The sequence below is a fragment of the Rhodococcus sp. WMMA185 genome, from assembly GCF_001767395.1.
GTDB lineage: Bacteria > Actinomycetota > Actinomycetes > Mycobacteriales > Mycobacteriaceae > Rhodococcus_F.
This window is the reverse complement of record NZ_CP017014.1, coordinates 3,990,380-4,014,313: the sequence shown is the minus strand read 5'-3', so window position 1 is coordinate 4,014,313 and position 23,934 is coordinate 3,990,380. Positions and strand designations below refer to the sequence as shown.

Genomic DNA, 23,934 nt, shown 5'->3' with positions numbered 1-23,934 from the left:
GGCCCTCAACAGCGCGGCCACTCACAGCGCGGCCCTCGTCGCCCAACTCCGCGAGCCCACCACGATAAGGACGGCGACCACCACCAATACCAACGACAGCGCCACCGCAGCGTCGGCATCGGTCTCGCGCTGCAGATAGATCTCGAGCGGTAGCGTCCGCGTGACCCCCTGCAGACTGCCCGCGAAGGTCAGGGTCGCCCCGAACTCGCCGAGCGCCCTGGCGAACGACAGGACCGCTCCCGATACCAAACCCGGCAGCACCAGCGGAATCGTCACCCGACGGAAGACCGTGGTGGGATTCGCACCGAGGGTCGCTGCGGCGTATTCGTACCGCCGACCCGCAGTCCGGAGCGACCCCTCGAGGCTCACCACCAGGAACGGCAACGCGACGAACGTCTGCGCCAGCACCACCGCTGTGGTGGTGAATGCGACTTGAATACCCGCGACTTCGAGGTACCGCCCGATGAGACCCTGTCGGCCGAACGTGTAGAGCAGCGCGATTCCGCCGACCACCGGCGGCAGAACCAGCGGTAACAGCACCAACGACCGCAGCACATGTATTCCACGAAAGTTACTGCGCGACAACACGGCCGCCATCGGAATTCCGAACACAATGCACAGGACGGTACTCGCGCTGGCGGTCTGCAGGCTCAGTCTCAGTGCAGCGAGCGAGGATTCCGACGTGATCAGCTGGAAGAATCGTGACCAGTCGACGGTCGTCAGCATCGCGAACAACGGCAGGATGACGAACCCGCCACCCAGAGCCGCCGGGAGGAAGATCCAGGCCGGAAGCCCGGACGGGTCCTTCGTACGCGCCGGTCGAATCACGGTGCGGCGAAACCTGCCTGCGCCAGAACTTCCTGACCTCGAGGTCCGGTGACGAGGTCCACGAAGCCTTGCGCCGTTTGCTGCTGCTTCGAAGCAGACAGCACCGCAATGGGGTAGATGTTCACGGCTTGCGCCGCCTCATCGATGGCGACTGCCGTAACCCTGTCACCGGCGCGTGCCGCATCCGTCACGTACACGAGCCCCGCATCGGCCTGACCGGCCATCACCTTGCCCAGTACGTCTGTGACCGAGGACTCCTCACTGACCGGTGACAGCTCGATACCCGCCTCGGTCTCGACCTTCTGCGTCGCGGAACCGCACGGAACCTGAGGTGCGCAGGTGACAACCAGGGTTCCCTCGCGGGTCAGATCCGCGAGAGACACAATGCCCCGAGGATTTCCAGGGGCCGTCACGATGGTCAGTGTATTGCTCGCGAAGTCGGCTGGAGTGCCCTCGACCAGGCCCTCGTCGACCACCTTCGCCATGTTCTCGGTGTCGGCGGATGCGAAGACGTCAGCCGGTGCGCCCTGGTCCAGCTGTGCGGCAAGGTCGGAGGACCCGGCGAAACTGAACGTCACTTGGGAGCCTGGGTTCTCGGACTCGTAGATCCTTGCGAGTTCGCTGAAGGGTTCTGCGAGCGAGGCCGCCGCAAATACAGTGATGTCGCCACCGAAGTCCGATACGGATTCGGGGGAGCCCGAGGCGGTCTCGTCCGACGCGCAGCCGGCGAGTAGTGCGAGCGCGACTACGCCCAAGGCGGTTCCGGACACAACTGAACGGCGCGACTTCATCATGAGTCCGAACCCGGTGTTTCGATGATCACGGTGGTCGACTTCACGACGGCCGCGGCGACCGTACCGGGCTCGAGCCCTAGGTCGCGGACGGCCTCGCTACTCATGAGCGACACGATTCGAAAGGGGCCGCACTGCATCTCGACCTGAGCCATCACCTTGTCCATCACGACCGCGGTCACGATTCCGGTCAGACGGTTGCGGGCCGAGGACGAGGACTCGAGGAGACCTGGCGACGCGGATGCGTTGGTCCGCGCGAACTCGGCAAGTTCCGCGCCGTCGATCACCTTGCGACCCGACTCGTCCCTGCCGGCTGTGAGGCTTCCGTTGTCGATCAACCGGCGGACGGTGTCGTCACTCACGCCGAGAAGCTCTGCGGCCTGACGGATACGAATGCTCGTCACGACGAACTCCCGCCGCCGGGGCACGAGCGTGTCCGCCCGGCACCTACGAACAGAAGAGTCGAGCACTTCCGCAAATACGCCACGTTATGAATCGTAGATCGGCATTTACGGAGTCGGCAACCAGAAACTCCCGCTGTTGCGAATCAGTACACGTCTCGCACGTAGCGCTTGTCCGCGACCAGCTGCTTCATATACCGCTCGGTGTCTTCTTCGTCGAGGCGGCCATGAACACGGACGAGCTCACGGAGCGTTTCGTCGACATCCTTCGCCATACGGCTCGCGTCGCCGCACACGTAGAAGGACGCACCGTCCTGCAACCAACTCCACACCCTTGCGCCGTGCTCGCGGAGACGATCCTGCACATATATCTTCTGCCGTTGATCGCGGGAGAACGCCACATCGAGGTGGGTGAGGAATCCGTCGCGCCGCATGGCCTCCATCTCCTCGCGGTAGTAGAAGTCGGTAGCCTCGTGCTGCTCACCGAAGAACATCCAGTTCTTGCCGGTGTGCCCCGACTCCCTGCGTTCGTGTAGGAATCCGCGGAACGGCGCGATCCCGGTACCCGGCCCCACCATGATCATCGGCGCATCGGACGCCTTCGGAGGGCGAAAGTGCGGCGACTTCTGCACGAAGATCGGTACGTCCGCGCCGTCGCAACGGTCCGCGAGGAACGTCGAGCAGACCCCCGAACGGTTCTTGCCTTCGTGGCTGTATCGCACCGTTGCCACCGTCAGCTGGACCTCGTTCGGGTCGACCTTGGGGCTCGACGATATCGAGTACAACCGGGGCGCAAGCCGTGGGAGAACACCCAACCACTCCTCGACGTCGGCGTCCACCTCGTACTCCGCGAGCACGTCCATCGACTGACGTCCCCACAACCACTGCCCTAGAGCGATCTTGTTCTGGGGGCGCATCAACCGATCCAACTCGGTGTTCTGAGTGCGGCTACGCACGAACCGGAGAATATCGGGAGTCGTCTTGGTGATCTCGAACCGGGTTCGCAGAGCCTCCCACAGCGTCATCTCGGGCAGGCCGGAAAGCTTCACCGGCTCTTCGGGAGCCAGTCGAGTGACCTTCAGCCACTCGTCGACGGCATCCTCGCTGTTCGTCGGCCACACACCGAGCGCGTCGCCGACCTCGTAGGTGAACTTCGGATCGCTCACGTCGAATCCGAACTGCCGCACGTCCTTCCACGAACCCGCTGAACTGAGCGGAACGTTCCTGGTCAGGCGGGTGACCAACGGAGACTTTCGGGTATACGCGGGGGCCTTCTTCGCAGCTCGGACGGCTCCCGCAGGCTTCGTCGTGACCGGCCCCGACGATGTAGCGGGCCCCACGGGTGTCTCCGGCACAGCTGACGCCGATGACCCACCCGGCCTTTCCCCGATCAGTTTCTCGACCTGGGTCAACCACTCGTGCGCCTGGGTCTCATAGTCCGGTTCGCAGTCGACTCGGTCGATCATTCGCTTCGCACCGAGCTGGTCGAGACGGGAGTCGATCCGTTTGCCGTGCCCGCAAAAGTCGTTGTAGCTGGAGTCCCCGAAAGCCAGTACTGCGTATCGGGTCTGCGACAGCGTGGGTGCGGTATCGCTGTTCAGCGACGCCCAGAAGCCGCTGCCGTTGTCGGGCGCATCACCGTCTCCGAACGTGCTGGTGATGATCAAAAGGTCGCGGACTTCGGCGAGACTGGCGACATCGCACTCGTCCATGCTGATCAGCTTCGCGTCGTGCCCACCCGCCCCGAGTCTTTCAGCGCACTCGGCGGCGAACTCCTCGGCGTTGCCGGTCTGCGATGCCCACACCACCATCACCGGGTGTCGTTCCGGTTCTGGACTCACCGAGTTTCGCCCTGCGGCTACTGCGTCCGAACTGCCAGAGCGCGAGAACAACCCGGCCATGACGCCGTCCAGCCACATCCGTTTGGAGCCCTGAATCGGTGCACTCGGAGGAAGGACCGGCACGCCCCGCACCTCACCCGCCTGCAAACCGGAAAGCAGTCCTGTCAGGTACACCCGTTCGTGTTCGTCGAAGCTGGGGGAGACGGAGTCGTCCAGCCCCAGAAGGCGACTCAACTCGGCCACGGGAGACCCCTTCGGGAGCTCGACCGCCACCGTGGGCTGCGGGACCTCCGGCGCGGACACCGGGGCGACCCTGGTCAACGATACGGCGGACACCTTGAACTCCGGCTGAAAGGACATCGGATCGACGGCATCGTTCGTGACGGCATTGATACTGAGATACTCACCGAAGGAGTCGTTCCAGTGGAATGGCGCGAAGCACCCCCCGACGAGGACGCGGTCACTGACCACGGCGGGCAATACCGCGCGTCCGCGCCGCGATGCCACCTCGACCTTGTCGCCGTCGACAATCGAGAGTTTCTGCGCATCAAGGGGATTGATCTCGATGAACGGACCCGGATTCAGCTTCCCGAGTTTGGCAACCTTCCCCGTCTTCGTCATGGTGTGCCATTGGTGCTGCAGACGCCCGGTATTGAGGACGAAAGGATATGTATCGTCCGGCATTTCGGCGGGCAGCATGTGGGGACGCGGGAAGAAGGCCGCCTTGCCGGTGGGCGTGGCGAACGCGAGTCGGGGGAGTGAACCGTCGGCCGACGACAGCAAGTTTTGACTGATGCCGTCGTTGACGTAGCGGATGGGGTTGCGGTCGGTGTGGTCACCGGGCGGGCTCGGCCACTGCACCGGGGTCTCACGAAGGCGGTCGTAGGTGATGCCTCGAAGGTCGTAGCCGGTCTTGGGATTCCACGTTCGCTTGATCTCCTCGAACACGTCCTCCGAGGAGGCATAGGTGAATGCCTCCGCATACCCCATCTCGCATGCGACGCGAGCGATGATCTGCCAGTCCGGCAGTGCCTGTCCCACCGGATCGACAGCCTGCTGCAACAGCGTGAGGTTCCGCTCGGAGTTGATCATCACCGAGTCGGATTCGGCCCATAGCGCACCGGGCAGGAGGATGTCTGCGTAGCCGTTGGTCTCCGTCTCGAGAAACACATCCTGCGCGATCACGAGTTCCGCGGCCTCGAGGCCCTCGATAACCGTCCTTCGATTAGCCACGGTGGCAACAGGATTGGTGCAGATGATCCAGCACGCCTTGATGTCGCCGGCTGTCATACGCTCGAACATGTCGACGGTTCCGGTACCGACCTCGGTGCGGATTGCGCCTCCGGGCAAATCCCACAAGTCCTCGATGAACGCGCGGTCGTCGTCGGCGAGTACCGAACGCTGGCCCGGCAGCCCAGGGCCCATGTATCCCATCTCCCGGCCACCCATGGCGTTCGGCTGCCCGGTGAGGGAGAACGGGCCGCTACCCGGCCGGCAGATCGCCCCGGTGGCCAGGTGCAGGTTGCAGATAGCGTTGGTGTTCCAGGTTCCGTGGGTGCTCTGATTCAGCCCCATCGTCCAGCAGCTCATCCAGTTCGCGGACTCGCCGATCCACCTCGCCGCGGTGCGAATGTCGCCCTCGGGGATTCCGGTGATCTCGGCCACCTTGTCGGGGGTGTAGTCCTCGAGGAACTCCGGCATCACCTCCCAGCCCTCGGTGAACTCGGCGATGAACTCGGGGTCGGTGTGCCCGCCTTTCACCAGTAGATGCAGCAAGCCGTTGAGCAGGGCCAGGTCGGTGCCCGGGGTGATCTGCAGAAACAGATTCGCCTTGTCGGCAGTCGCGTTGCGCCGGGGATCGACCACGATCAGCTTTGCACCGGCCTTGACCCGGTCCATCATCCGCAGGAACAGAATGGGGTGGCAGTCGGCCATGTTCGAGCCGATCACGAAGAACAGGTCGGCCTTGTCGAAATCCTGATACGACCCGGGTGGACCATCTGCACCGAGGGATTGCTTGTATCCGGTACCCGCACTGGCCATGCACAGTCGCGAGTTGGACTCGATCTGGTTGGTGCCGACGAAACCCTTCGCGAGTTTGGTGATCAGATACTGGGCCTCGATAGACATCTGGCCGGAGACGTAGAAGGAGAGTGCATCCGGGCCGTGCTCGTCGAGTATCGCCTTCAGGCGCCGGGCCGTCTCGCTGATGGCCGCATCGACGTTCACCGCGGCAGGTGACTGCCCGCGCTCGTCGCGCAGGTAACCGGTTTCCATCCGACCACCGGCCACGAGCATCTCGGCGCTGGTCGCACCCTTGGTGCACAGCCTGCCGAAGTTGGCGGGATGCTCCTTGTCGCCGGACGCCGAAATGACGCGGCGGGCCTTCGTCTCTGGATCGATTCCGACCTCGAGGACGATGCCGCAGCCGACACCGCAATACGAGCAGGCGGACTTCACGGTGGAGGTTCCTGCCATCTGTTGCTGCATCGATACGCTCCTCACCTGCACGGTCGCTGCTGGTCCACCCTGCTATCGACCTGATTCAATGTTGCCGACAACCGTGTTTCGTCGGGATTAACCCCTGTGAGCGTTCGATAACGTCTCTCGCACCCGACGTCGGCTGCGGTGGTGAAGCCATGCCGGCGCTACGAGGACCGGCGACGGGAGGACCTGCGGCGGGAGAGATCGCAGACTCTACTTCTGGCGCTCTGCCCACCAGGCCAGCAGTTCCGCCTCGGCCTCCTCCCGGCTGAGCGGGCCGCGATCGAGACGGAGATCCTTGAGGAACCTCCATGCCTTCCCGACCTCGGGTCCGGCGGGAATCGAGAGAAGTTCCATGATCGCATTGCCGTCGAGGTCGGGGCGGACCCGCGCGAGATCCTCCTGCTCCGCGATCCGGGCGATCCGCTCCTCGATGTCGTCGTAGGCGGCTTGCAACGCCGCGGCCCGCCGCTTGTTGCGGGTCGTGCAGTCAGCGCGAACAAGTTTGTGCAGTCGCGGTAGCAGTGGCCCCGCATCCGTCACGTACCGGCGCACGGCGGAGTCGGTCCACTCACCCTTGCCGTAGCCGTGAAAACGCAGGTGGAGGTACACAAGTTGGGAGACGTCGTCCACCATCTGCTTCGAGTACCTCAGCGCACGCATTCGCTTTCGGACCATCTTGGCTCCCACCACCTCGTGGTGATGAAAACTCACTCCGCCGCCCGGCTCGTTGCGCTTGGTGGCGGGCTTGCCGATGTCGTGCAGCAGCGCGGCCCACCGCAACACCAGGTCGGGATCGCTCTCCTCGAGGTCCACGGCCTGCTTCAGGACGGTCAAGGAATGCCAATACACGTCCTTGTGCTGGTGGTGCTCGTCGATCTCCAGCTTCATCTGCGGCACCTCGGGCAACACATGATCGGCGAGGCCCGTCTCACACATGACGTTCACGCCGTCGATGGGGAATTCACCGAGAATCAGCTTGTCGAGCTCCGCGCGGACGCGTTCGGCCGTAATCCGCTCGATTTGCGGCGCCATGTCGACGATGGCGCGGTGTACACGCTCGTGCATCGAGAATCCCAGCTGTGAAACGAACCGCGCTGCCCGCAACATTCGCAACGGGTCGTCGTTGAAGGAGTTCTCCGGCGCCGAAGGCGTGTCCAGTACGCCCGCCAACAGCGCATCCATGCCATTCAACGGGTCGACGAACTCCAGCGCTCCGTCCGCACCGATCCGCACGGCCATCGCGTTGACCGTGAAATCGCGGCGCACCAGGTCGTCCTCGAGCTTCGACCCGAATTGGACGACAGGATTGCGCGACACCCGGTCGTAGGTGTCGGCGCGGAACGTTGTTATCTCGATCTGCTGACCGGCCCGGACAGCGCTGATGGTGCCGAAGTCGATGCCCGCGTCCCACTGGTGCTCAACCCAACCGGACAGCAGTTTCTGTATTTGCTCCGGCCGGGCATCGGTGGTGAAGTCGAGATCGGTACCGAGGCGACCGAGAATCGCGTCACGGACGCTACCCCCCACTAGGTACAACTCATGGCCGGCGGCGGCGAACCTCGCGCCGAGCTGCGTCAGGACGTCGGACAACTCACGCAGCGTGGCAGCGGCGGCGGCAAGCAGTCGTGTGCGGCGCTCGTCGTCTAGAGAAGGGTCAGTCACGTCCAGGAAGCTTACCGACGTGCGCAAATAGCTGGATGCGCATGCGTCCGGCGTCACCTCGCTGCCCCATCGCAACGGGACTGTCACGAAGTGTTCCGGTTCGGGTGCGGCATATATATAGGGGCAGTTGATCGCATTACTATCGATGAGGTGTCTGCTGCCGAACGTGCGAACAGGAGTCGCCGCAACGCGCGGCGACGACGCACGGTTAACAAATCCGACAGACACCGAATGAAGACGGTCCGGGAAACTTCGGCGGGCGGGCTCGTCATCAACGGCCTCGATGGACCCAAAAACAAGCTGTGCGCAGCACTGATCGGCCGAACCGACCGTCGTGGGCGACTGCTGTGGTCGCTACCCAAGGGTCACATCGAGAAGGGCGAAACCGCCGAACAGACCGCGATGCGCGAGGTCGAGGAAGAGACCGGTATCCGGGGCACCGTCCTGGCGTCGCTGGGCAGCATCGATTACTGGTTCGTCACAGAGGGCCGACGCGTCCACAAGACCGTCCACCACTATCTGATGAAATGTCTCGGTGGGGAACTGTCAGATGAAGACGTCGAAGTCACCGAGGTCGCGTGGGTGCCATTGGCCGAGCTGAAATCACGCCTTGCCTACGCAGACGAACGGAAACTCGCAGAAATCGCCGGTGACTTGATCTCCCAGATGACCCCAGCCCCTGATCTGAACCTCCAGCAGAGGCCAGACGCCGGATGAGGACGGCTCTGCATCGGGTCGGCGGCGTGATGCTGGTCGCACTCGCGTTCGCGCTGGCTCCCAACAGTTACGTTGTGGCTGTCGCCGAGAATCGTGTCCACCACGAGAGCGTCCAGAGCCGCATTCCGTACGAGAGCGATCACACCCAGACGGTCGACGAGGACCCGGCCTTTCTGGAACTGAACATCGACAACGTCACGCCCGCCACGGTCACCACCACCAGTGAAGCGACCGTCACGGTCTCCGGATCGGTAAAAAACGTCGGTGACCGCACCGTGAACGATGTCAACCTCCGACTCCAGCGTGCTCCAGCGATCTCGCGCAGTGAAGGCCTCCGTACGTCGCTCACTCTCGATCAGTCGTGGTACGACACCGTCGGCATGTTCGAGACCGTCGCCACCCGACTCGACGAGGGCCAGAGTAGGAGTTTTACTCTCTCGCTGCCGCTGCACTCCGACACCGAGGTTTCGCTCGACATCACCGAGCCCGGTGTGTATCCGCTGTTGGTGAACGTAAACGGCACCCCCGATTACGGCGGCGCAGCACGGCTCGACGACGCCCGCTTCTTGCTCCCGGTGTTGGGCGTCCCGGGAGACCCCGCCGTCCCACCCGACATTTCGAGCCCGGTGGCCCTGACGATGATGTGGCCGCTCGCCGACAGGCCTCGGCTCGCAGCAGGCGTTCCCGGTTCCATTGCCGATCCCGTTCGCCTCGTGGACGACGACCTCGCGACGTCGCTCGCCGAGGGTGGGCGGCTCGACGGACTGCTGTCGGCCGCAGAGTTCGCCACCAATGACACCGTCGACCCTGACCGCATGCTCCGGAACAGCCTGTGTCTGGCCATCGACCCCGACCTGCTCATCACCGTGCAGAACATGACCCGCGGATACCTGGTGGTGGACGATCCGTCCGATCCCATGGGTTCAGCTCGTGAGGGCGCCGGCACGGAGGCCGCTTCTGCCTGGCTCGAGCGCCTCCGGTCTCTGGCCGCATCGATGTGCACGACCTCGGTGCCCTTCGCACAGGCCGACCTCTCCGCGGTCACCGAGATCGCGAACCCGAACCTCACCGCTGCCGCTCTGGGTACACCCGCCGACATCGTCGACGACATTCTGGGGGTCACGTCGCTGCGAAACTTCGTCTGGAGCGCCGCGGGAATGCTCGACAACGCAACCGCGCAGGTGCTCCTCGGCGACGCTCCGACCACCGCGCTCGTTGCGGCGAACACCGTAGAGACGGGCACGCCGCGAGACAACGTCTACGTCATCGAGACCGCGGGAGGCCAAGGCGCCGTTCCGGGTAGTGGCGAACCCATCACCCACGGGGCCACCCAGAACACCTTTGCCCCCGGCAGGGTTGACGCCTTGCTGTTCGACCCGTCTGTCGGCGCCGCACTTGCGGCTGTGGGGACTACCCCGCAGATGCCCGTCTTCACCCCCGCTGGTGCCCGCTACAGCCTGACCGACGACTCCCAGACTGCCCGCCTGCAGGACGCGCTCGGTGCCGTCGCCTGGTCAGCTCTCGAACCCGAGGCGTCGGGCGACTACAGGACATCGCGTTCGCTGATGATGGTGCCGCCGCAACTGTGGACCGCCGACGCCGACGATGCGGCAACCCTGCTGTCCGCGGTTTCCTCGCTGTTGCGGTCGGGATTGGCCACGGCTCACCCCCTGCCCGAACTGCTGGGAGATCCACCAGAATCGACAGAGGTCGCGCCGCTCGACCACTCCGGTCATACCGCCGACAGCATCCCCCAGCACATCCGCGATGCCGCCGCCACACAGGTGTCCCGTATCGACAGTCTGAGCGCGGCCCTCGTCGACGATCCACAAAACCCCCTCACCCCGAGCACGTTCCTCGCACCGCTCCGCGAAGACATCCTGCGCTCGATGAGCCTCGCGCACCGGCACGACGGTGAGCACCGATCCGCAGAAGAGGCATCCGATATTCGAGCCGACGTAGTGGCCGAGACCATGGACGGCCTGTTCGCCGGCGCCACCGTCGTGTCTCCGGGCGGCGTCTACACGCTGGCATCGGAGCAAAGCCCGTTGCTGCTGGTGGCCCGGAACGATCTCCCGGTAGGCATCACGGTCCGACTGCGGGTGGACGCACCGGCGGAGATGGACATCACCGATATCGGAGCCATTACGCTCCCACCGCGAGGCAGCCGAACTCTCACCGTGCCCACCACGGCCAACGACTCGCGCCAACTCGTCGTCAATTTCGCTCTGACAACTGGAAACGGACAGCAATTGGGTGAGCCGACCAGTGTGACAGTACGGTCCAACGCGTACGGGCAGGCGTTGGCGCTGCTCACCGCCGGTGCGGGTGCCCTACTGCTTTTCCTCGCCGGACGCCGGCTGTGGCATCGATTCCGCGGCCAGCCGGATCGAGCTGACGAAGGGTACGAACGTTCATGACCGGGGACATTCCAGGCGGGAATCAGAGACTTCCCGATCACTCTCGTCCGCGGGTCACTCGTACCCGGATCGCGCCGTGGGAGCGTGACCAGCAATGGGCTCGTGAGATCCGGCCGGACGAGGCACCGACGGTTCAGTTCGCGGCCATCCGGGTCGACCAGCCTCCGCCGGCCGACGACTCCGGTCCCTCGACGGCACCCCAGGAACAGGCCAACTCGCGTCTGCTCGCGTCCACCGGCTCCATCGCAATAGCGACACTGGTCAGCCGTATCACCGGATTCGTCAAACAGTTACTCGTCCTGACCCTGTTGGGTGCGTCGTTGGCGAGCTCCTTCACCGTTGCCAGCCAGATCCCGAACATGATCGCCGAACTGGTGCTGGGGGCGGTGCTCACCGCGATCGTCGTCCCCGTACTGGTGCGCGCCGAGCGCGAGGACTCGGACGGGGGCGCCGCATTCGTGCGTCGGCTCTTCACCGCGACATGCATCTTGCTCGGGACTGCAGCGCTGCTGGCCACCGCCGCGGCGCCGCTGATCACACGGATCTTCGTGTCGGACGACGCCAGGGTGAGCAACAGCCTGACCACGGCTCTCACCTACCTGCTGCTACCGGCCATCCTGTTCTACGGACTATCGGCGCTGCTCACCGCCATCCTCAACACCCGGCAGGTGTTCAAACCGGGCGCCTGGGCACCGGTGCTGAACAACGTCGTGATGATCACGGTGCTGGTCATCTACTACGTGACTCCGGGGGAGATCACCATCGACCCGGTGCGCATGGGCGACCCGAAACTGCTGGTCCTCGGTATCGGCGTGACTCTGGGTGTCGTCGTGCAGGCGGCGAGCCTGGTGCCCGCCATCCGACGCGAGCGCATCTCACTCAAACCACTGTTAGGCCTTGATGATCGGCTACGGCAATTCGGCGGAATGGCCGTCGCTATCATCCTCTACGTCCTGATCAGCCAGGCGGGGATGGCGGTCGCTACCCACATCTCGTCCCAAGTGGACGAGGCAGGTCCGGCGATCTATACCAACGCCTGGCTGCTTCTTCAGCTGCCGTACGGCGTGTTGGGCGTGACCGTCCTCACTGCGATCATGCCGAGGCTCAGCCGCAACGCCGCCGATGACGACACCCCTGCCGTGGTCGACGACCTGTCGGTTGCGACCCGGTTGACGATGATTGCGCTGATCCCGATCACCATTTTCCTCACCCTTGCGGGGCAAGACATCGGCCACGCACTGTATGCGTACGGCAACTTCGGTGCGGGGGATGCCGGACGTCTCGGTGAGGCTGTCAGTTGGTCGGCCTTCACATTGATTCCGTACTCACTCGTCCTGATTCAGCTCCGCGTCTTCTACGCCAGAGAACGCGCGTGGACCCCCACGTGGATCGTCCTCGGCATCACCGCAGTCAAGATCGCACTGTCCGCGCTCACTCCCTTCATCGCTTCGAGCGACGACCAGGTAGTGATCCTGCTCGGCGCGGCCAACGGCCTCGGCTACGTCGTGGGAGCGCTGATCGGCGGCTATCTGCTGCATCGCAGCCTCGGAAATCTTCAGATGGCGAACGTCGGCAAGACGGTATGGGTGGTGGTTCTGGCGTCGTTGGCGGGCGCAGCTGCCGTGCTCGGTACCAACAAGCTGTTGAATCTGGACAGGCTCGCCACACTCTTCGGTGGTCCCGGCTCCATGGTTCTCGTGATCATCAACGGCATACTGATGCTCGCGATCACGTTCGCGATCCTGTGGTTCGCGAAGATCCCGGAGATCCTGTCCATCACTGTCGCCGTCCGCCGGAAGGTGCGCGCCCTGCGTGGACGCGGCGGCGAGGCAGAATCCGAGGCCGATTCGCTCGCCGATGCTGACACCGAACTGATCCCCGCCATCCGAGACGAATCGGATCACTCGAGAAGGCAACCGCTGGGTAGCAAATCGCCCAACGGTCTCCCGTACCCTGGACACGAGCGGATCGGATCGCCGCCCGGTACTGGTCGGAGTCGGGCATTCGATAGTGAAGGAGTGAGGGTGAGCGACGACGACGTGGCCGGCAGCAACAGGGCCGGGGGTTCTGTGGTGCAAGCCGCCGAATCCGGTTCTGCCGCAGCACCCGACAGCCCCGCCGCCTCTGCGAAGGAACGTGCCGACACCCCCACGTTCACCGGCGGGAAGCCGAAGACGCAGCAGGACGGGATGCCGAAGACCGGGCAGATCAAGGACACCGGCGATCGGGAGGATTCGAGCGCCGACCCGAAGACGGAGCAGGGGACGGCCTCTGGCGATGCCGACCAAGGCGGCGACGGGAACCGAGATGTCGGTCACATCGGCACCGCGCCTGGGCGCGACATCAGCACCGCGCCTGGGCGCGACATCAGCACCGCGCCTGGGCGCGACAACAGTGTCGATACCGGCGTTATCCCAATCACACCCGCGCCTGATCGTGAGCCGGCGACCAAGTCGCGCCCTACCCCCCGTGGCCCCAAGCTCATTCCGGGTGCGTCCGTTGCCGGCGGTCGCTACCGACTCCTGACACCGCACGGCGGTTCACGCGGTCTCCAGTTCTGGCAGGCACTCGACGTCAAACTCGACCGAGAGGTTGCTCTTACCTTCGTCGACGCCGAACAACGTTCCGCCCCGAACGCTCCCGACGGTCCGCAGGCCATTCTTTCGCGCACCCTGCGCCTCGGCCGGATCAATTCGCCGGGTCTCGCTCGCGTGCTCGACGTGGTTCGCGGAAGCTCGGGCGGCATTGTTGTCGCCGAGTGGACTCCCGGTCGCTCGCTGCGGGAGATGGCCGACACCAAGCCGTCACCGATCGGTGCCGCCAGCGCGATCCGCTCCCTCGCCGCCGCCGCCGAGACTGCACATCGGGCAGGGGGAGCGCTGTCGATCGATCACCCTGACCGTGTTCGTATCAGCATCAATGGCGATGCGGTTCTGGCGTTCCCGGCAACACTCGCCGACTCCGATTCCAGTTCCGACGTACGCGGCCTCGGTGCCATGCTCTACGCGCTGATCACGGCCCGGTGGCCACTGACCGATCAGTCTGCTCCCGCGGGAGCACCGCGCCCCGGAAGCGTCGGCGGCATGCGGCTAGCGGACCGAGACACAAGCGGCCAGCCCATCGGGCCGCGGGTGATCCGGCCGGAGGTACCCTTCGAGATCTCCGCGGTGACGTTGCGCTCACTCGAGCCGAACGGCGGGATTCGCACCGCTGCCACGGTGCAGCACATTCTCGATCAGGCCTCCGTAGTCAACGAAAAGACCGAATTCATCCCGGCCCTTCGACTCGGGCAGCGAAACGCCGCCGACTCGGAGCATGCTCTCGCCGACCCGGAAGCGATTGAAGCGGAGAAGAAGAGGTCCAACCGGATGATCGCGGCGCTTGCAGGCCTCGCCGTCGTCACGATCGTCGTGCTTGCGCTGCTGGGCTTCTGGCTCGCGACCTTCCTCACGGGCAGTAGTTCCGACGCCCCGCTCACCGAGCAGAGCTTCGGGCTCACCTCGACCGCGGCACCGGCGCCGACGGCTGAGACGAATGCGGGTTCGCCTACGGCACCGTCGGCGGGCGTCGCACCGGTCACACCTGCCGGCATATCGGTGTTCTCGCCGCAGGGAACCCCCGACTCGGAAGAAAGCGCGCCCCTCGCAATCGATGGCGACTCGTCCACGATGTGGAGCACCGACAACTACTTCCAGCCCTTCCCGGCACTGAAGAACGGTGTGGGTCTGATGGTCACGTTCGACCAGCCGATCAACCTTGCCAGCGTCTCGATCGACTCACCGACGCCGGGAACCGATGTCGAGATACGGAGCGCACCATCGGCGGATCCCTCCCTCGACCAGACACGAGTACTGGGTTCGGCGGTGCTCGAAGACGGAGTCACCGACATCCCGGTGACATCCGCGGGACCCACCAGCAATGTCCTGGTGTGGATCAGCGGCCTGAGTAGCGAAGATGGAAGGAATCAATCCTCGATCGCGAACATGGAGTTCGACGCCGCGAACTAGCCGGTACCCGGTGCCCGGATACATGAGAACCCGGGTTAACATCCGCCGGTGCGAACCTTTCGTGGGGAGACCGAGGACAACCTCTCGGATGTCGACCTGTTGGCTGCGCACGTCGCAGGAGATCGGCACGCGTTCTCGACCCTGCTCGGCCGCCACTACGACCATCTGTGGCACGTCGCCAAACGCACCAGTTACACAGCCGAGGATGCAGCGGACGCGCTGCAGGAAGCCTTGTTGTCCGCACATCGCAGAGCCGCCACGTTTCGCCAGGACGCCGCGGTGCGCAGTTGGCTGCACACGATCGTGGTCAATGCCTGTCTCGACCGCATCCGCCGGAACAAGGCCCGCCCGACTGTTTCGCTCGCCGCTGAGGAAGGTCGTGAGCCGCCCGAGAAACGCGACCGCGTAGCCGAATTGGAATTGCGCCTGGTCATCGAACGAGCACTGAGATTGCTCCCACCGGATCAGCGGATGGCAATCGTCGCGGTTGATCTCGAAGGCTTTTCCACCAGCGAGGCCGCCACACTTCTCGAAATCCCGGAAGGCACCGTCAAGAGTCGGTGCGCGCGCGGACGAAAGAAGCTTGCCTCCGCTCTCGAGTATTTTCGCGACGAGGGGAACCGATCGTGATTCCGGAGCGTCAATACCTAGTAGCGGGCAGGAGAATCCCGGCATCAAGCGTGTGATGTCCTGGGCTCGAAACGATCGGTGAGGAGGTGCGATGGCTGAGCATCAGCCCGACCCGTCCAACCCCTCCGGCGCCGAGTTACCCGATCCGCCGTACTCCGCAGATCTGCTCGCGGATCTCCATGCCGGTCTATTACCCGAGTCGGTGAGCGATCGTCTGTGGCCGCTCGTCCGGAACGATCCTCAGGCTATGGAGGTAATCGCCGCCCTGGACAAGGTGACCGATCAGCTTCGAGCCCTCGGCCGCGATGACTCAGTCTCGACGCCGATCCCCATAGAGGTCGCCGACCGCATCAACCGCGCTCTAGCGGCCGAGCGAGACGGAATCCCGGCGCCTGCCGCGGTTCCGATGATCCGCCGAACGAGGTGGGCCGCCGCTGTCGCGGCAACCGTTGCGGCAGCGGCCGCTGTCGTGGTTGCGGTATCGGTTGGGCCGCCGAACCGTCCGAGCCCGGATGTTCCGCCGGTTGCACTTCCCAACTCGGAGACCACCCCGACAGCAGCAGTTCTCGATCTGGACGGCGACCTCGATTCCGGGCGCCTCCTCACGCTGATCGGTTCAGATCGACTGGGGCCGCTCGATGACCCTGCGATACTTGCCGATTGCCTGCGTGCCAATGACATCGACGAGTCGCGAACGCTTCTGGGTTCCGGCGAGGTCCGTCTCGACGGCGTGCCAGGAGTACTACTACTCTTCGCCGGTCCACGCCCTCCACAGATCACTGCACTGGTAGTGGGCCGAGGTTGCAGCGCAACCGATCCGGCGACGATGACCCTCACCGATATCGGTTGATCTTCAGGTTCCCCGTTCGTCGCGCCGAATCCACAGCTCCATCCCCCGGGTACCGCCCTTCTTTCGCCATCCCTGCACTCGATGTTGTGATCGTGGGACAGATCCGACCTGCGCCCGATATGGTGCCAATCACAATCCGGTGGCATCACAATTCGAACCAGGACAGCATGTGAACGTTCCAGATACTCGCCGAAGCATTTGGGAACCAGCCCGACTCGGCCCGCTGACGCTACGCAACCGCATCATGAAGGCCGCCACATTCGAAGGCGTCATGCCGCGAGGCCGAGTTACCAACCAACTCATCGACTTCCACACAGAGGTCGCGAGGGGTGGTGCCGCACTGACTACCGTCGCATACTGCGCCGTCTCACCCGGCGGGCGCGTTCACGCGAACACTCTGGTGCTCGACAAGAACCACGTCACCGACCTGCGTCGGCTCACCGATGCCGTCCATGCGGAAGGTGCGCTCGTCGCGGCACAGATCGGGCACGCCGGACTCGTGGCGAACACCTTGTCCAATCGGGCCAAGTCCCTCGCTCCGTCCACTCGATTCAGCCCGCCGGCCATGGGTCTCGTCAAGAGTGCCACCAGGGAGCAACTCGACGACGTCACTCGCGATTTCGAGGACGCGGCCCGGAACGCCGTCGACGCCGGCTTCGACGCCATCGAGGTCCACCTCGGGCACAACTATCTACTCAGCTCGTTCATGAGCCCAAATCTCAACAAACGCAAGGACGCATACGGGGGCAGCCTCGAACGGCGAGCCGCCTTCCCGCGTCGGGTTATCGACCGAATGCGCCACACCGTCGGTGACTCGGTTGCCATCACCGCGAAATTCAATATGACGGACGGTGTTCCGAAGGGACTGTGGCTCGACGACAGCTTGCAGATAGCCCAAATACTCGAAGCCGACGGAAACCTCGATGCGCTTCAACTCACCGGCGGGAGCTCGTTGCTCAATGGGATGTACTTCTTCCGAGGTGAGGTCCCGATGGCGGAATTCGTTGCTTCACAGCCGAAGCTGATGGGCTACGCGATGAAGGTATACGGCCCGCGGCTGTTCCCCACCTACCCTTTCGAAGAAGCCTTCTTCCTTCCGATGGCTCGGCAGTTCCGCGAGGCTCTGTCGATGCCCCTCATCCTTCTCGGCGGCATCAACAGGCTCGACACCATCGAGAACGCGCTCGCGGAGGGATTCGATTTCGTGGCAATGGCGAGAGCCCTGCTCCGCGACCCCGACCTGGTCAACAAGTTTCGTGACTATCACGTTCCCGAGGGGCTATGCATCCACTGCAACAAGTGCATGCCCACTATCTACACGGGAACCCGCTGCGTCATCCGGGACGCCCTGCACTGAGCGACGCCGTACTGAGCGACGCCGTGAACTGACCGGGGGGCCGCGGGGGAGCGACCGGTGTCACCGGCAGCCGGGGAACAACACCCTTTAGTCTGGTGTTGATCCATACGACTGAGGACCCCCACTACTGGAAGGCCGGTATGACCACTCCATCGACGGTTCATGAACTCATCATCGTTGGTTCGGGACCCGCCGGGTATACCGCGGCCGTCTACGCGGCGCGAGCGGAACTCGAACCGCTGCTGTTCGAGGGGACTCAATTCGGCGGTGCTCTCATGACCACCACTGAGGTCGAGAATTTCCCAGGATTCCGCGACGGAATCATGGGACCGGACCTGATGGATCAGATGCGTGAGCAGGCCAAACGTTTCGGTGCCGACATTCGCACCGAGGACGTCGAGGAACTTCACCTCGAAGGCCCGATCAAGAAGGTCGTGGTCGGCGGCGAAACCTATCAGGCAAACGCCGTCATCTTGGCTATGGGCGCGGCCGCCCGGTACCTGGGAATTCCGGGTGAGGAGAGGCTGCTCGGCCGCGGCGTCAGTGCCTGTGCCACCTGCGACGGCTTCTTCTTCAAGGATCAGGACATCGTGGTGGTCGGTGGCGGTGACTCGGCGATGGAGGAGGCCACTTTCCTCACCCGCTTCGCCCGGAGCGTTACCCTGGTGCACCGTCGCGAAGAGTTCCGTGCGTCCCGAATCATGCTCGAACGGGCCAAGTCGAACGAGAAGATTCGCTTCGTCACCAACGCGGAGCCCGTTGAGGTTCTGGGTGAGAACAGCGTCACCGGTCTCGTCATACGGGACACGATCAGCGGCGAGCAATCCACCCTGCCCGTCACGGGTATGTTCGTCGCAATCGGTCACGATCCACGCAGCGAACTGGTCAAGGGTCAGGTCTCCCTCGACGACGCCGGCTACGTGCAGACCGAGTCGCCTACCACCGCGACCTCACTCGAAGGCGTCTTCGCCGCCGGCGACCTCGTGGACCACACCTACCGTCAGGCCATCACCGCAGCCGGCACCGGATGTTCAGCGGCGATCGATGCCGAACGCTGGTTGGCCGAGCGCGGCGACATCACGGCCAATACTGTGGCGGCCGCCGGTGAACCGGTCGAAGCCTGAGCTGTCCACGAACACCCACTGATCACCTCGAGTAAGGCAGAACCCGTGTCGAACACCGTCACCATCACCGATGATTCGTTTCAGCAGGATGTCATTTCCAGCGACAAGCCGGTCCTCGTCGACTTCTGGGCCACCTGGTGCGGGCCCTGCAAGATGATCGCCCCTGTCCTTGAGGAGATCGCCGGTGAGCACAGCGACAAGCTGACCATTGCAAAGCTCGACATCGATGCCAACCCGGCCACCGCCCGCGATTTCCAGGTCATGTCGATTCCGACGCTGATCCTGTTCAAGGACGGCAAGCCCATCAACACAATCGTCGGGACCAAGGGTAAAGCCGCTCTGTTGAAAGAGCTCTCGGCCGTTCTCTGATCGATACCCAAACGATCGGCGCGATTGCGGAATATGTGGAAACGTCTGAGACAATTGATCGATGCGCTCTGATCTCGTCAGCTCGACCGAACCAGGCGCATCGATCGTCTCATTCGCACCGAGACGCGTTTGCACTTCAGCTGTGTCGTGGTGACGCACACAGCCATTGATTCAGACTGAGAGGCCCTGAAACATGCACCGACTCTGTCGTGGCGAAACTGGCCCCGCCGTCGCTGAGATTCGGGGCATCCTGGCCGGTCTCGGATTTCTTCACGACTGCATCGCCGACACTCGGCGCGACGTCACCGACAGCTCCCACTGGATCGCCTCAGACGCGGTGTTCGATCATCACCTCGACAGCGCAGTGCGTGCGTTTCAGCAGCAGCGCGGGTTACTCGTGGATGGAATCGTGGGGCGGGCAACATACCGTTCCATGAGAGAAGCGTCGTACCGTCTGGGCGCGCGGACACTGATCTATCAGCTGTCCGCGCCGCTCTACGGCGACGATGTCGCCACCTTGCAGACCCGGCTGCAGGATCTTGGCTTCTACATCGGTCGCGTGGACGGATTCTTCGGACCGATGACCCATGATTCCCTGTCCTCGTTTCAACGGGAGATCGGGATCGCGGCCGACGGCATCTGCGGGCCGGCCACCCTCCGATCCCTCGAGTTGCTAGGCACCCGCGTCACCGGTGGGTCGCCGCACGCAATCAGCGAAGAAGAACTGGTCCGCCGTTCGGGTCCGCAGTTGAGTGGCAAGCGGATCGTCATCGATCCGGGTCTCGGCGGCAACACTTTCGGTGCGATCGTGCACTCCCCGTACGGCACAATCTCGGAATCCGACATTCTGTGGGATCTCGCCAGCAGACTCGAGGGTCGGATGGCAGCAACGGGAATGGAGACGTTCCTGTCCCGACCGCACCACGCGAATCCTTCGGATATCGAACGGGCCTCCACAGCGAACGCCTTCGATGCCGATCTGATGATCTCGCTTCGGTGTGACAGCAACTCCAGCCCGTCCGCCCATGGTGTAGCGAGCTTCCACTTCGGTAACTCGCATGGTTCCACGTCGATGATCGGCCAGGTCCTCACTGGATTCATCCAACGGGAGATCGTGGCACGCACGCCACTGCAGGACTGCCGAACCCACGGGCGGACCTGGGATCTACTCCGACTAACCAATATGCCGACCGTACAGATCGACTTGGGCTACCTCACCAACCGTTCCGATGCCGAGGTTCTCGCCAACCCCCGGGCCCGCGACGCCATCGCCGAGGCCATCCTCATCTCCGTGAAGCGACTGTATCTACTCGGTCAGGACGATCAGCCGACCGGAACATTCACCTTTGCTGAACTACTTGCCGAGGAGTTGGCGGCCTCCCGGCGCCCCTGAACGCCGCAAATCAGGGCGCGCCCACCGGTGTGCGCTCACCGATGTCGACCAAGCTCACAGAGGCCGTTTTCAGCAGTCGCTCGAGTGCCGCCTCCACATCTTCCTTCCAGCCGTGGTCACGATTCAGCTCGAGTCGCAGACGGGGGAACCGTGGGTGCGGAGCGACCACCTCGAAGCCGTTGTCTTCGAGCAGGGTAGCCGGAATCATGCACTCCTCGGGGGAGCACTCGCGGACAGCCCTGGTGGGCGCGACGCCCCCGCTCTGTGTATCGAGTGATCGGTCCCCATTGATGTCGCGGATACCGAATGCCTCGAGGGCGCGAACACCACGGCGCACCAGATCTGCAACAACCGCTTGGATCAATGTGCTCCCCAGATCCTGTTGCTCGGCCCCGGGCTCGAGCCAGATACTCGTGAGGAGAATCGCATCGGCACCTACCGGTCCGGTCGGTAGAAGTTGCGCACGGGGTACGGTTCGCGGAGGAGCGTAGAGAGCACTACCGACCGGCTTGCCGTCTACGACGGCAACCTGACCGCACGAACCCCACTCCAGCATGACCATCGACAGCCATGCCTCCTTCTCGAATTCCTGGTCGCAGAATCCGCGCGCACCCTTGATCGCCGCCGGGTCCATTTCCCAGAAGACACAGCGACGAGCATGTGCGGAGAGCTTGTCCAGGCCGTCGAGGGTAAGCGACGTGACGTTAATCGACACTGGCTAGCTCAGCCTCCGTGAGTCACTGACGCGTATCATTCGATATCCTCTGCTATTCAACGGGTTTCACATTCACTGACGACTCCGGAGCCGATGCCTCGGACTGTCACTGTCACAGTGACGGATTACCGCGGGGTGCCTTCCACCTCGACAAGTGCTTACGAATCGGCCTTCTGTACCTCCATCATTCCCACGATCCTTTGAAGATCGTCCACAGATCCGAACTCGACTACGATCTTGCCCTTGCGCTTGCCGAGGCTGACCGTGACCCGGGTATCGAACGAATCCGAGAGCCGGTCGGCCACGTCCTGCAAGCCCGGCATCACAATCGGCTTCCGACGCTGCGTTGGCTGCGCCGCCTGATCCCCATTGCGGTTGGCGAGCATGACCGCTTCCTCTGTCGCACGAACAGACAGCCCTTCCGCCACGACGCGTGCAGCCATCACCTCTTGCGAATCCGCGCCGGCCTCGAGAGAGAGCAGCGCCCGAGCGTGCCCCGCAGACAGGACGCCCGCCGCGACACGGCGCTGGACCGGAATCGGCAACTTGAGCAATCGGATCATGTTTGTGACCACTGGGCGGGAACGGCCGATCCGCGCGGCCAGCTCCTCATGCGTCACCTCGAACTCTTCGAGTAGTTGCTGGTAGGCCGCCGCCTCCTCCAGAGGATTGAGCTGAACGCGGTGAATGTTCTCGAGAAGGGCATCTCGGAGCATCGCTTCGTCATCGGTCTCGCGGACGATCGCGGGGATCGTCTCGAGCTCGGCTTCCTGGCTGGCACGCCACCTACGCTCACCCATGACGAGTTGGAACTTGCCGTTCCCGGTTGGGCGCACGACGATCGGCTGCATCAGTCCGAACTCACGGATCGAGTGAACCAACTCGGCGAGGGCCTCTTCGTCAAAAACCTGCCGAGGCTGCTTGGGATTCCTCTCGATCAGGTTGGGAGAGATTTCCCGGTACACCGCCCCGGTGGGGGAGGGGAGCGGTTGCGTTCCACCATCCGACGCGGAGTCGGCGTGATTGGTGCCGTCCGACGCGGAGACGGCGTGATTGGTGGTTCCATCGCTTCCGGTGGAGGTCTGGGTCGCCTCCCCATCGGTCGATGGTTCAGAAGATTGCGGATTGGAAGCGGTCGTCGACGTGCGCTTCTCGCTTCCGATCACCACATCGGCTGCGGCGACGCCGAGTCCTGGAGTCATCGTCGGTCCGGTAGGAATGAGTGCAGCCAGACCGCGGCCCAGCCCCCCTTTGCGTGTCTGACTCATCGCTGCTCCTGCTCTGTCATCGGTTCGGTACGTGTCGCAAGTTCACGGCCTGCGTCAAGGTAGCTCATGGCACCCCGCGACCCGGGGTCGTAGTCCAGTACGGTCATGCCGTATCCAGGGGCCTCGGAGACCTTCACACTGCGCGGTATGACCGCGCGTAGAACCGCCTGGCCGAAGTGGGTGCGTACTTCTTCGGCGACTTGGTCGGCCAACTTGGTGCGCCCGTCGTACATGGTGAGGAGCACCGTCGAAACATGGAGATCGGGGTTCAAGTGGGCCTGCACCAGCTCGATGTTCCTCAAGAGTTGTCCCACACCTTCGAGGGCGTAGTACTCGCACTGAATCGGAATAAGAACCTCTTTGGCCGCGACCATCGCGTTCACCGTGAGGAGTCCGAGCGAAGGCGGGCAGTCGATCAGGATGAAATCCACGTCGATATCTCCGAGCGCCTGCTCCGACAGTGCACTCTTGAGCCGACCCTCACGTGCCACCATGGAGACCAGTTCGATCTCGGCGCCGGCCAGATCGATCGTCGCGGGGATGCAGAACAGTCGATCGTTGTGGGGGCTCTTCTGGATCGCCTCCGCCGCGGTCACCTCACCGAGTAGAAGTTCGTAACTGGAAGGCACACCGGAGTTGTGTGCGATTCCCAACGCAGTGCTGGCGTTGCCCTGCGGATCGAGATCAACTACCAACACCGTCAATCCTTGGACCGCGAGAGCGGACGCCAAATTGACTGCACTCGTCGTTTTTCCGACACCGCCCTTCTGATTGGCGATAGTCATGATTCGGCGTTTCGGCGGCTTCTGAAGTGTCACCGAGTGTGGGTGGAGTACCTGACTTGCTCGCTGCGCGGCCGCACCGATCGGAGTTTCCTCTACGGATATTCCGTTGTACGGGGCCGTGAACTCGCCATCTCCATTCTCGGATGGCGCCGCCTGGTCGTATTGATGGTCGGTTTCACGTGATGCTGTTTCACGTGAAACGGCGGATTCAGGCCCACCCGACATTGACTACTCCTTCGATTGGGAATCGCTCGTTGCTCAACATGCTCGCTACCTAACCCCCGACCAG

General features: G+C 63.6%; 17 protein-coding genes. 9 read left to right on the top strand and 8 right to left on the bottom strand.

What is annotated here, in order from left to right:
• Positions 1-21 precede the first annotated feature (21 nt).
• The 5 genes from BFN03_RS18095 to BFN03_RS18075 all read right to left on the bottom strand — a co-directional run bounded on the left by BFN03_RS18095 (position 22) and on the right by BFN03_RS18075 (position 8,010).
• Positions 22-828 carry an ABC transporter permease gene (locus tag BFN03_RS18095; RefSeq protein ID WP_070380169.1) on the bottom strand — a complete coding sequence of 269 codons (807 nt, stop codon included), beginning with the start codon at positions 826-828 and terminating at the stop codon, positions 22-24.
• A complete protein-coding gene (gene modA / locus BFN03_RS18090) occupies positions 825-1,622 on the bottom strand; it encodes a molybdate ABC transporter substrate-binding protein (RefSeq protein ID WP_070380168.1) in 798 nt (265 codons plus the stop codon). Before modA ends, BFN03_RS18095 begins: the two co-directional genes overlap by 4 nt.
• Complete coding sequence (locus BFN03_RS18085; protein WP_070381058.1) at positions 1,619-2,023, bottom strand: TOBE domain-containing protein; 405 nt, start codon at positions 2,021-2,023, stop codon at positions 1,619-1,621. Before BFN03_RS18085 ends, modA begins: the two co-directional genes overlap by 4 nt.
• A gap of 143 nt (positions 2,024-2,166) precedes the next feature.
• Complete coding sequence (locus BFN03_RS18080; protein WP_070381057.1) at positions 2,167-6,351, bottom strand: bifunctional nitrate reductase/sulfite reductase flavoprotein subunit alpha; 4,185 nt, start codon at positions 6,349-6,351, stop codon at positions 2,167-2,169.
• A 207-nt stretch (positions 6,352-6,558) separates the two neighbouring features.
• The gene (locus BFN03_RS18075) at positions 6,559-8,010 is read right to left on the bottom strand and encodes a CCA tRNA nucleotidyltransferase (protein ID WP_070380167.1); all 1,452 of its coding nucleotides are present in this window, start codon (positions 8,008-8,010) and stop codon (positions 6,559-6,561) included.
• 150 nt (positions 8,011-8,160) lie between these two features.
• On the opposite strand from BFN03_RS18075, the gene BFN03_RS18070 reads away from it, so the two are divergent.
• From BFN03_RS18070 to BFN03_RS18030, 9 genes are all read left to right on the top strand, one after another.
• Positions 8,161-8,727 (top strand): NUDIX hydrolase, encoded by a 567-nt coding sequence (locus BFN03_RS18070; RefSeq protein WP_070380166.1) that lies wholly within the window; start codon positions 8,161-8,163, stop codon positions 8,725-8,727.
• Positions 8,724-11,147, top strand: a complete 2,424-nt coding sequence (locus tag BFN03_RS18065; protein ID WP_070380165.1) for a DUF6049 family protein — start codon at positions 8,724-8,726, stop codon at positions 11,145-11,147. The genes BFN03_RS18070 and BFN03_RS18065 overlap by 4 nt, the downstream gene beginning before the upstream one ends.
• Complete coding sequence (gene murJ, locus BFN03_RS18060; RefSeq protein ID WP_084385683.1) at positions 11,144-15,154, top strand: murein biosynthesis integral membrane protein MurJ; 4,011 nt, start codon at positions 11,144-11,146, stop codon at positions 15,152-15,154. The genes BFN03_RS18065 and murJ overlap by 4 nt, the downstream gene beginning before the upstream one ends.
• A 48-nt stretch (positions 15,155-15,202) precedes the next feature.
• Positions 15,203-15,784, top strand: a complete 582-nt coding sequence (gene sigM / locus BFN03_RS18055; protein WP_070380164.1) for an RNA polymerase sigma factor SigM — start codon at positions 15,203-15,205, stop codon at positions 15,782-15,784.
• Between the two features lie 91 nt (positions 15,785-15,875).
• Positions 15,876-16,634, top strand: coding sequence for a hypothetical protein (locus BFN03_RS18050; RefSeq protein ID WP_070380163.1), 759 nt, complete (start codon positions 15,876-15,878; stop codon positions 16,632-16,634).
• Between the two features lie 169 nt (positions 16,635-16,803).
• Complete coding sequence (gene nox / locus BFN03_RS18045; RefSeq protein WP_198163291.1) at positions 16,804-17,991, top strand: 4,4'-dithiodibutanoate disulfide reductase; 1,188 nt, start codon at positions 16,804-16,806, stop codon at positions 17,989-17,991.
• Positions 17,992-18,131: 140 nt separating this feature from the next.
• A complete protein-coding gene (gene trxB, locus BFN03_RS18040; protein WP_070380162.1) occupies positions 18,132-19,115 on the top strand; it encodes a thioredoxin-disulfide reductase in 984 nt (327 codons plus the stop codon).
• A 45-nt stretch (positions 19,116-19,160) separates the two neighbouring features.
• Positions 19,161-19,484, top strand: a complete 324-nt coding sequence (gene trxA / locus BFN03_RS18035) for a thioredoxin (RefSeq protein WP_070380161.1) — start codon at positions 19,161-19,163, stop codon at positions 19,482-19,484.
• 193 nt (positions 19,485-19,677) lie between these two features.
• Positions 19,678-20,877: an N-acetylmuramoyl-L-alanine amidase gene (locus BFN03_RS18030; protein ID WP_070380160.1), complete on the top strand. Its 1,200-nt coding sequence runs from the start codon at positions 19,678-19,680 to the stop codon at positions 20,875-20,877.
• 10 nt (positions 20,878-20,887) lie between these two features.
• Here the strand turns inward: BFN03_RS18030 and BFN03_RS18025 are convergent, their stop codons facing one another.
• From BFN03_RS18025 to BFN03_RS18015, 3 genes are all read right to left on the bottom strand, one after another.
• Positions 20,888-21,592 carry a GNAT family N-acetyltransferase gene (locus BFN03_RS18025; protein WP_070380159.1) on the bottom strand — a complete coding sequence of 235 codons (705 nt, stop codon included), beginning with the start codon at positions 21,590-21,592 and terminating at the stop codon, positions 20,888-20,890.
• A gap of 158 nt (positions 21,593-21,750) precedes the next feature.
• Entirely contained in the window at positions 21,751-22,860 is a 1,110-nt protein-coding gene (locus BFN03_RS18020; RefSeq protein ID WP_070380158.1) for a ParB/RepB/Spo0J family partition protein, read from the bottom strand.
• Positions 22,857-23,870: a ParA family protein gene (locus tag BFN03_RS18015; RefSeq protein WP_070380157.1), complete on the bottom strand. Its 1,014-nt coding sequence runs from the start codon at positions 23,868-23,870 to the stop codon at positions 22,857-22,859. Before BFN03_RS18015 ends, BFN03_RS18020 begins: the two co-directional genes overlap by 4 nt.
• Positions 23,871-23,934: the final 64 nt, after the last annotated feature.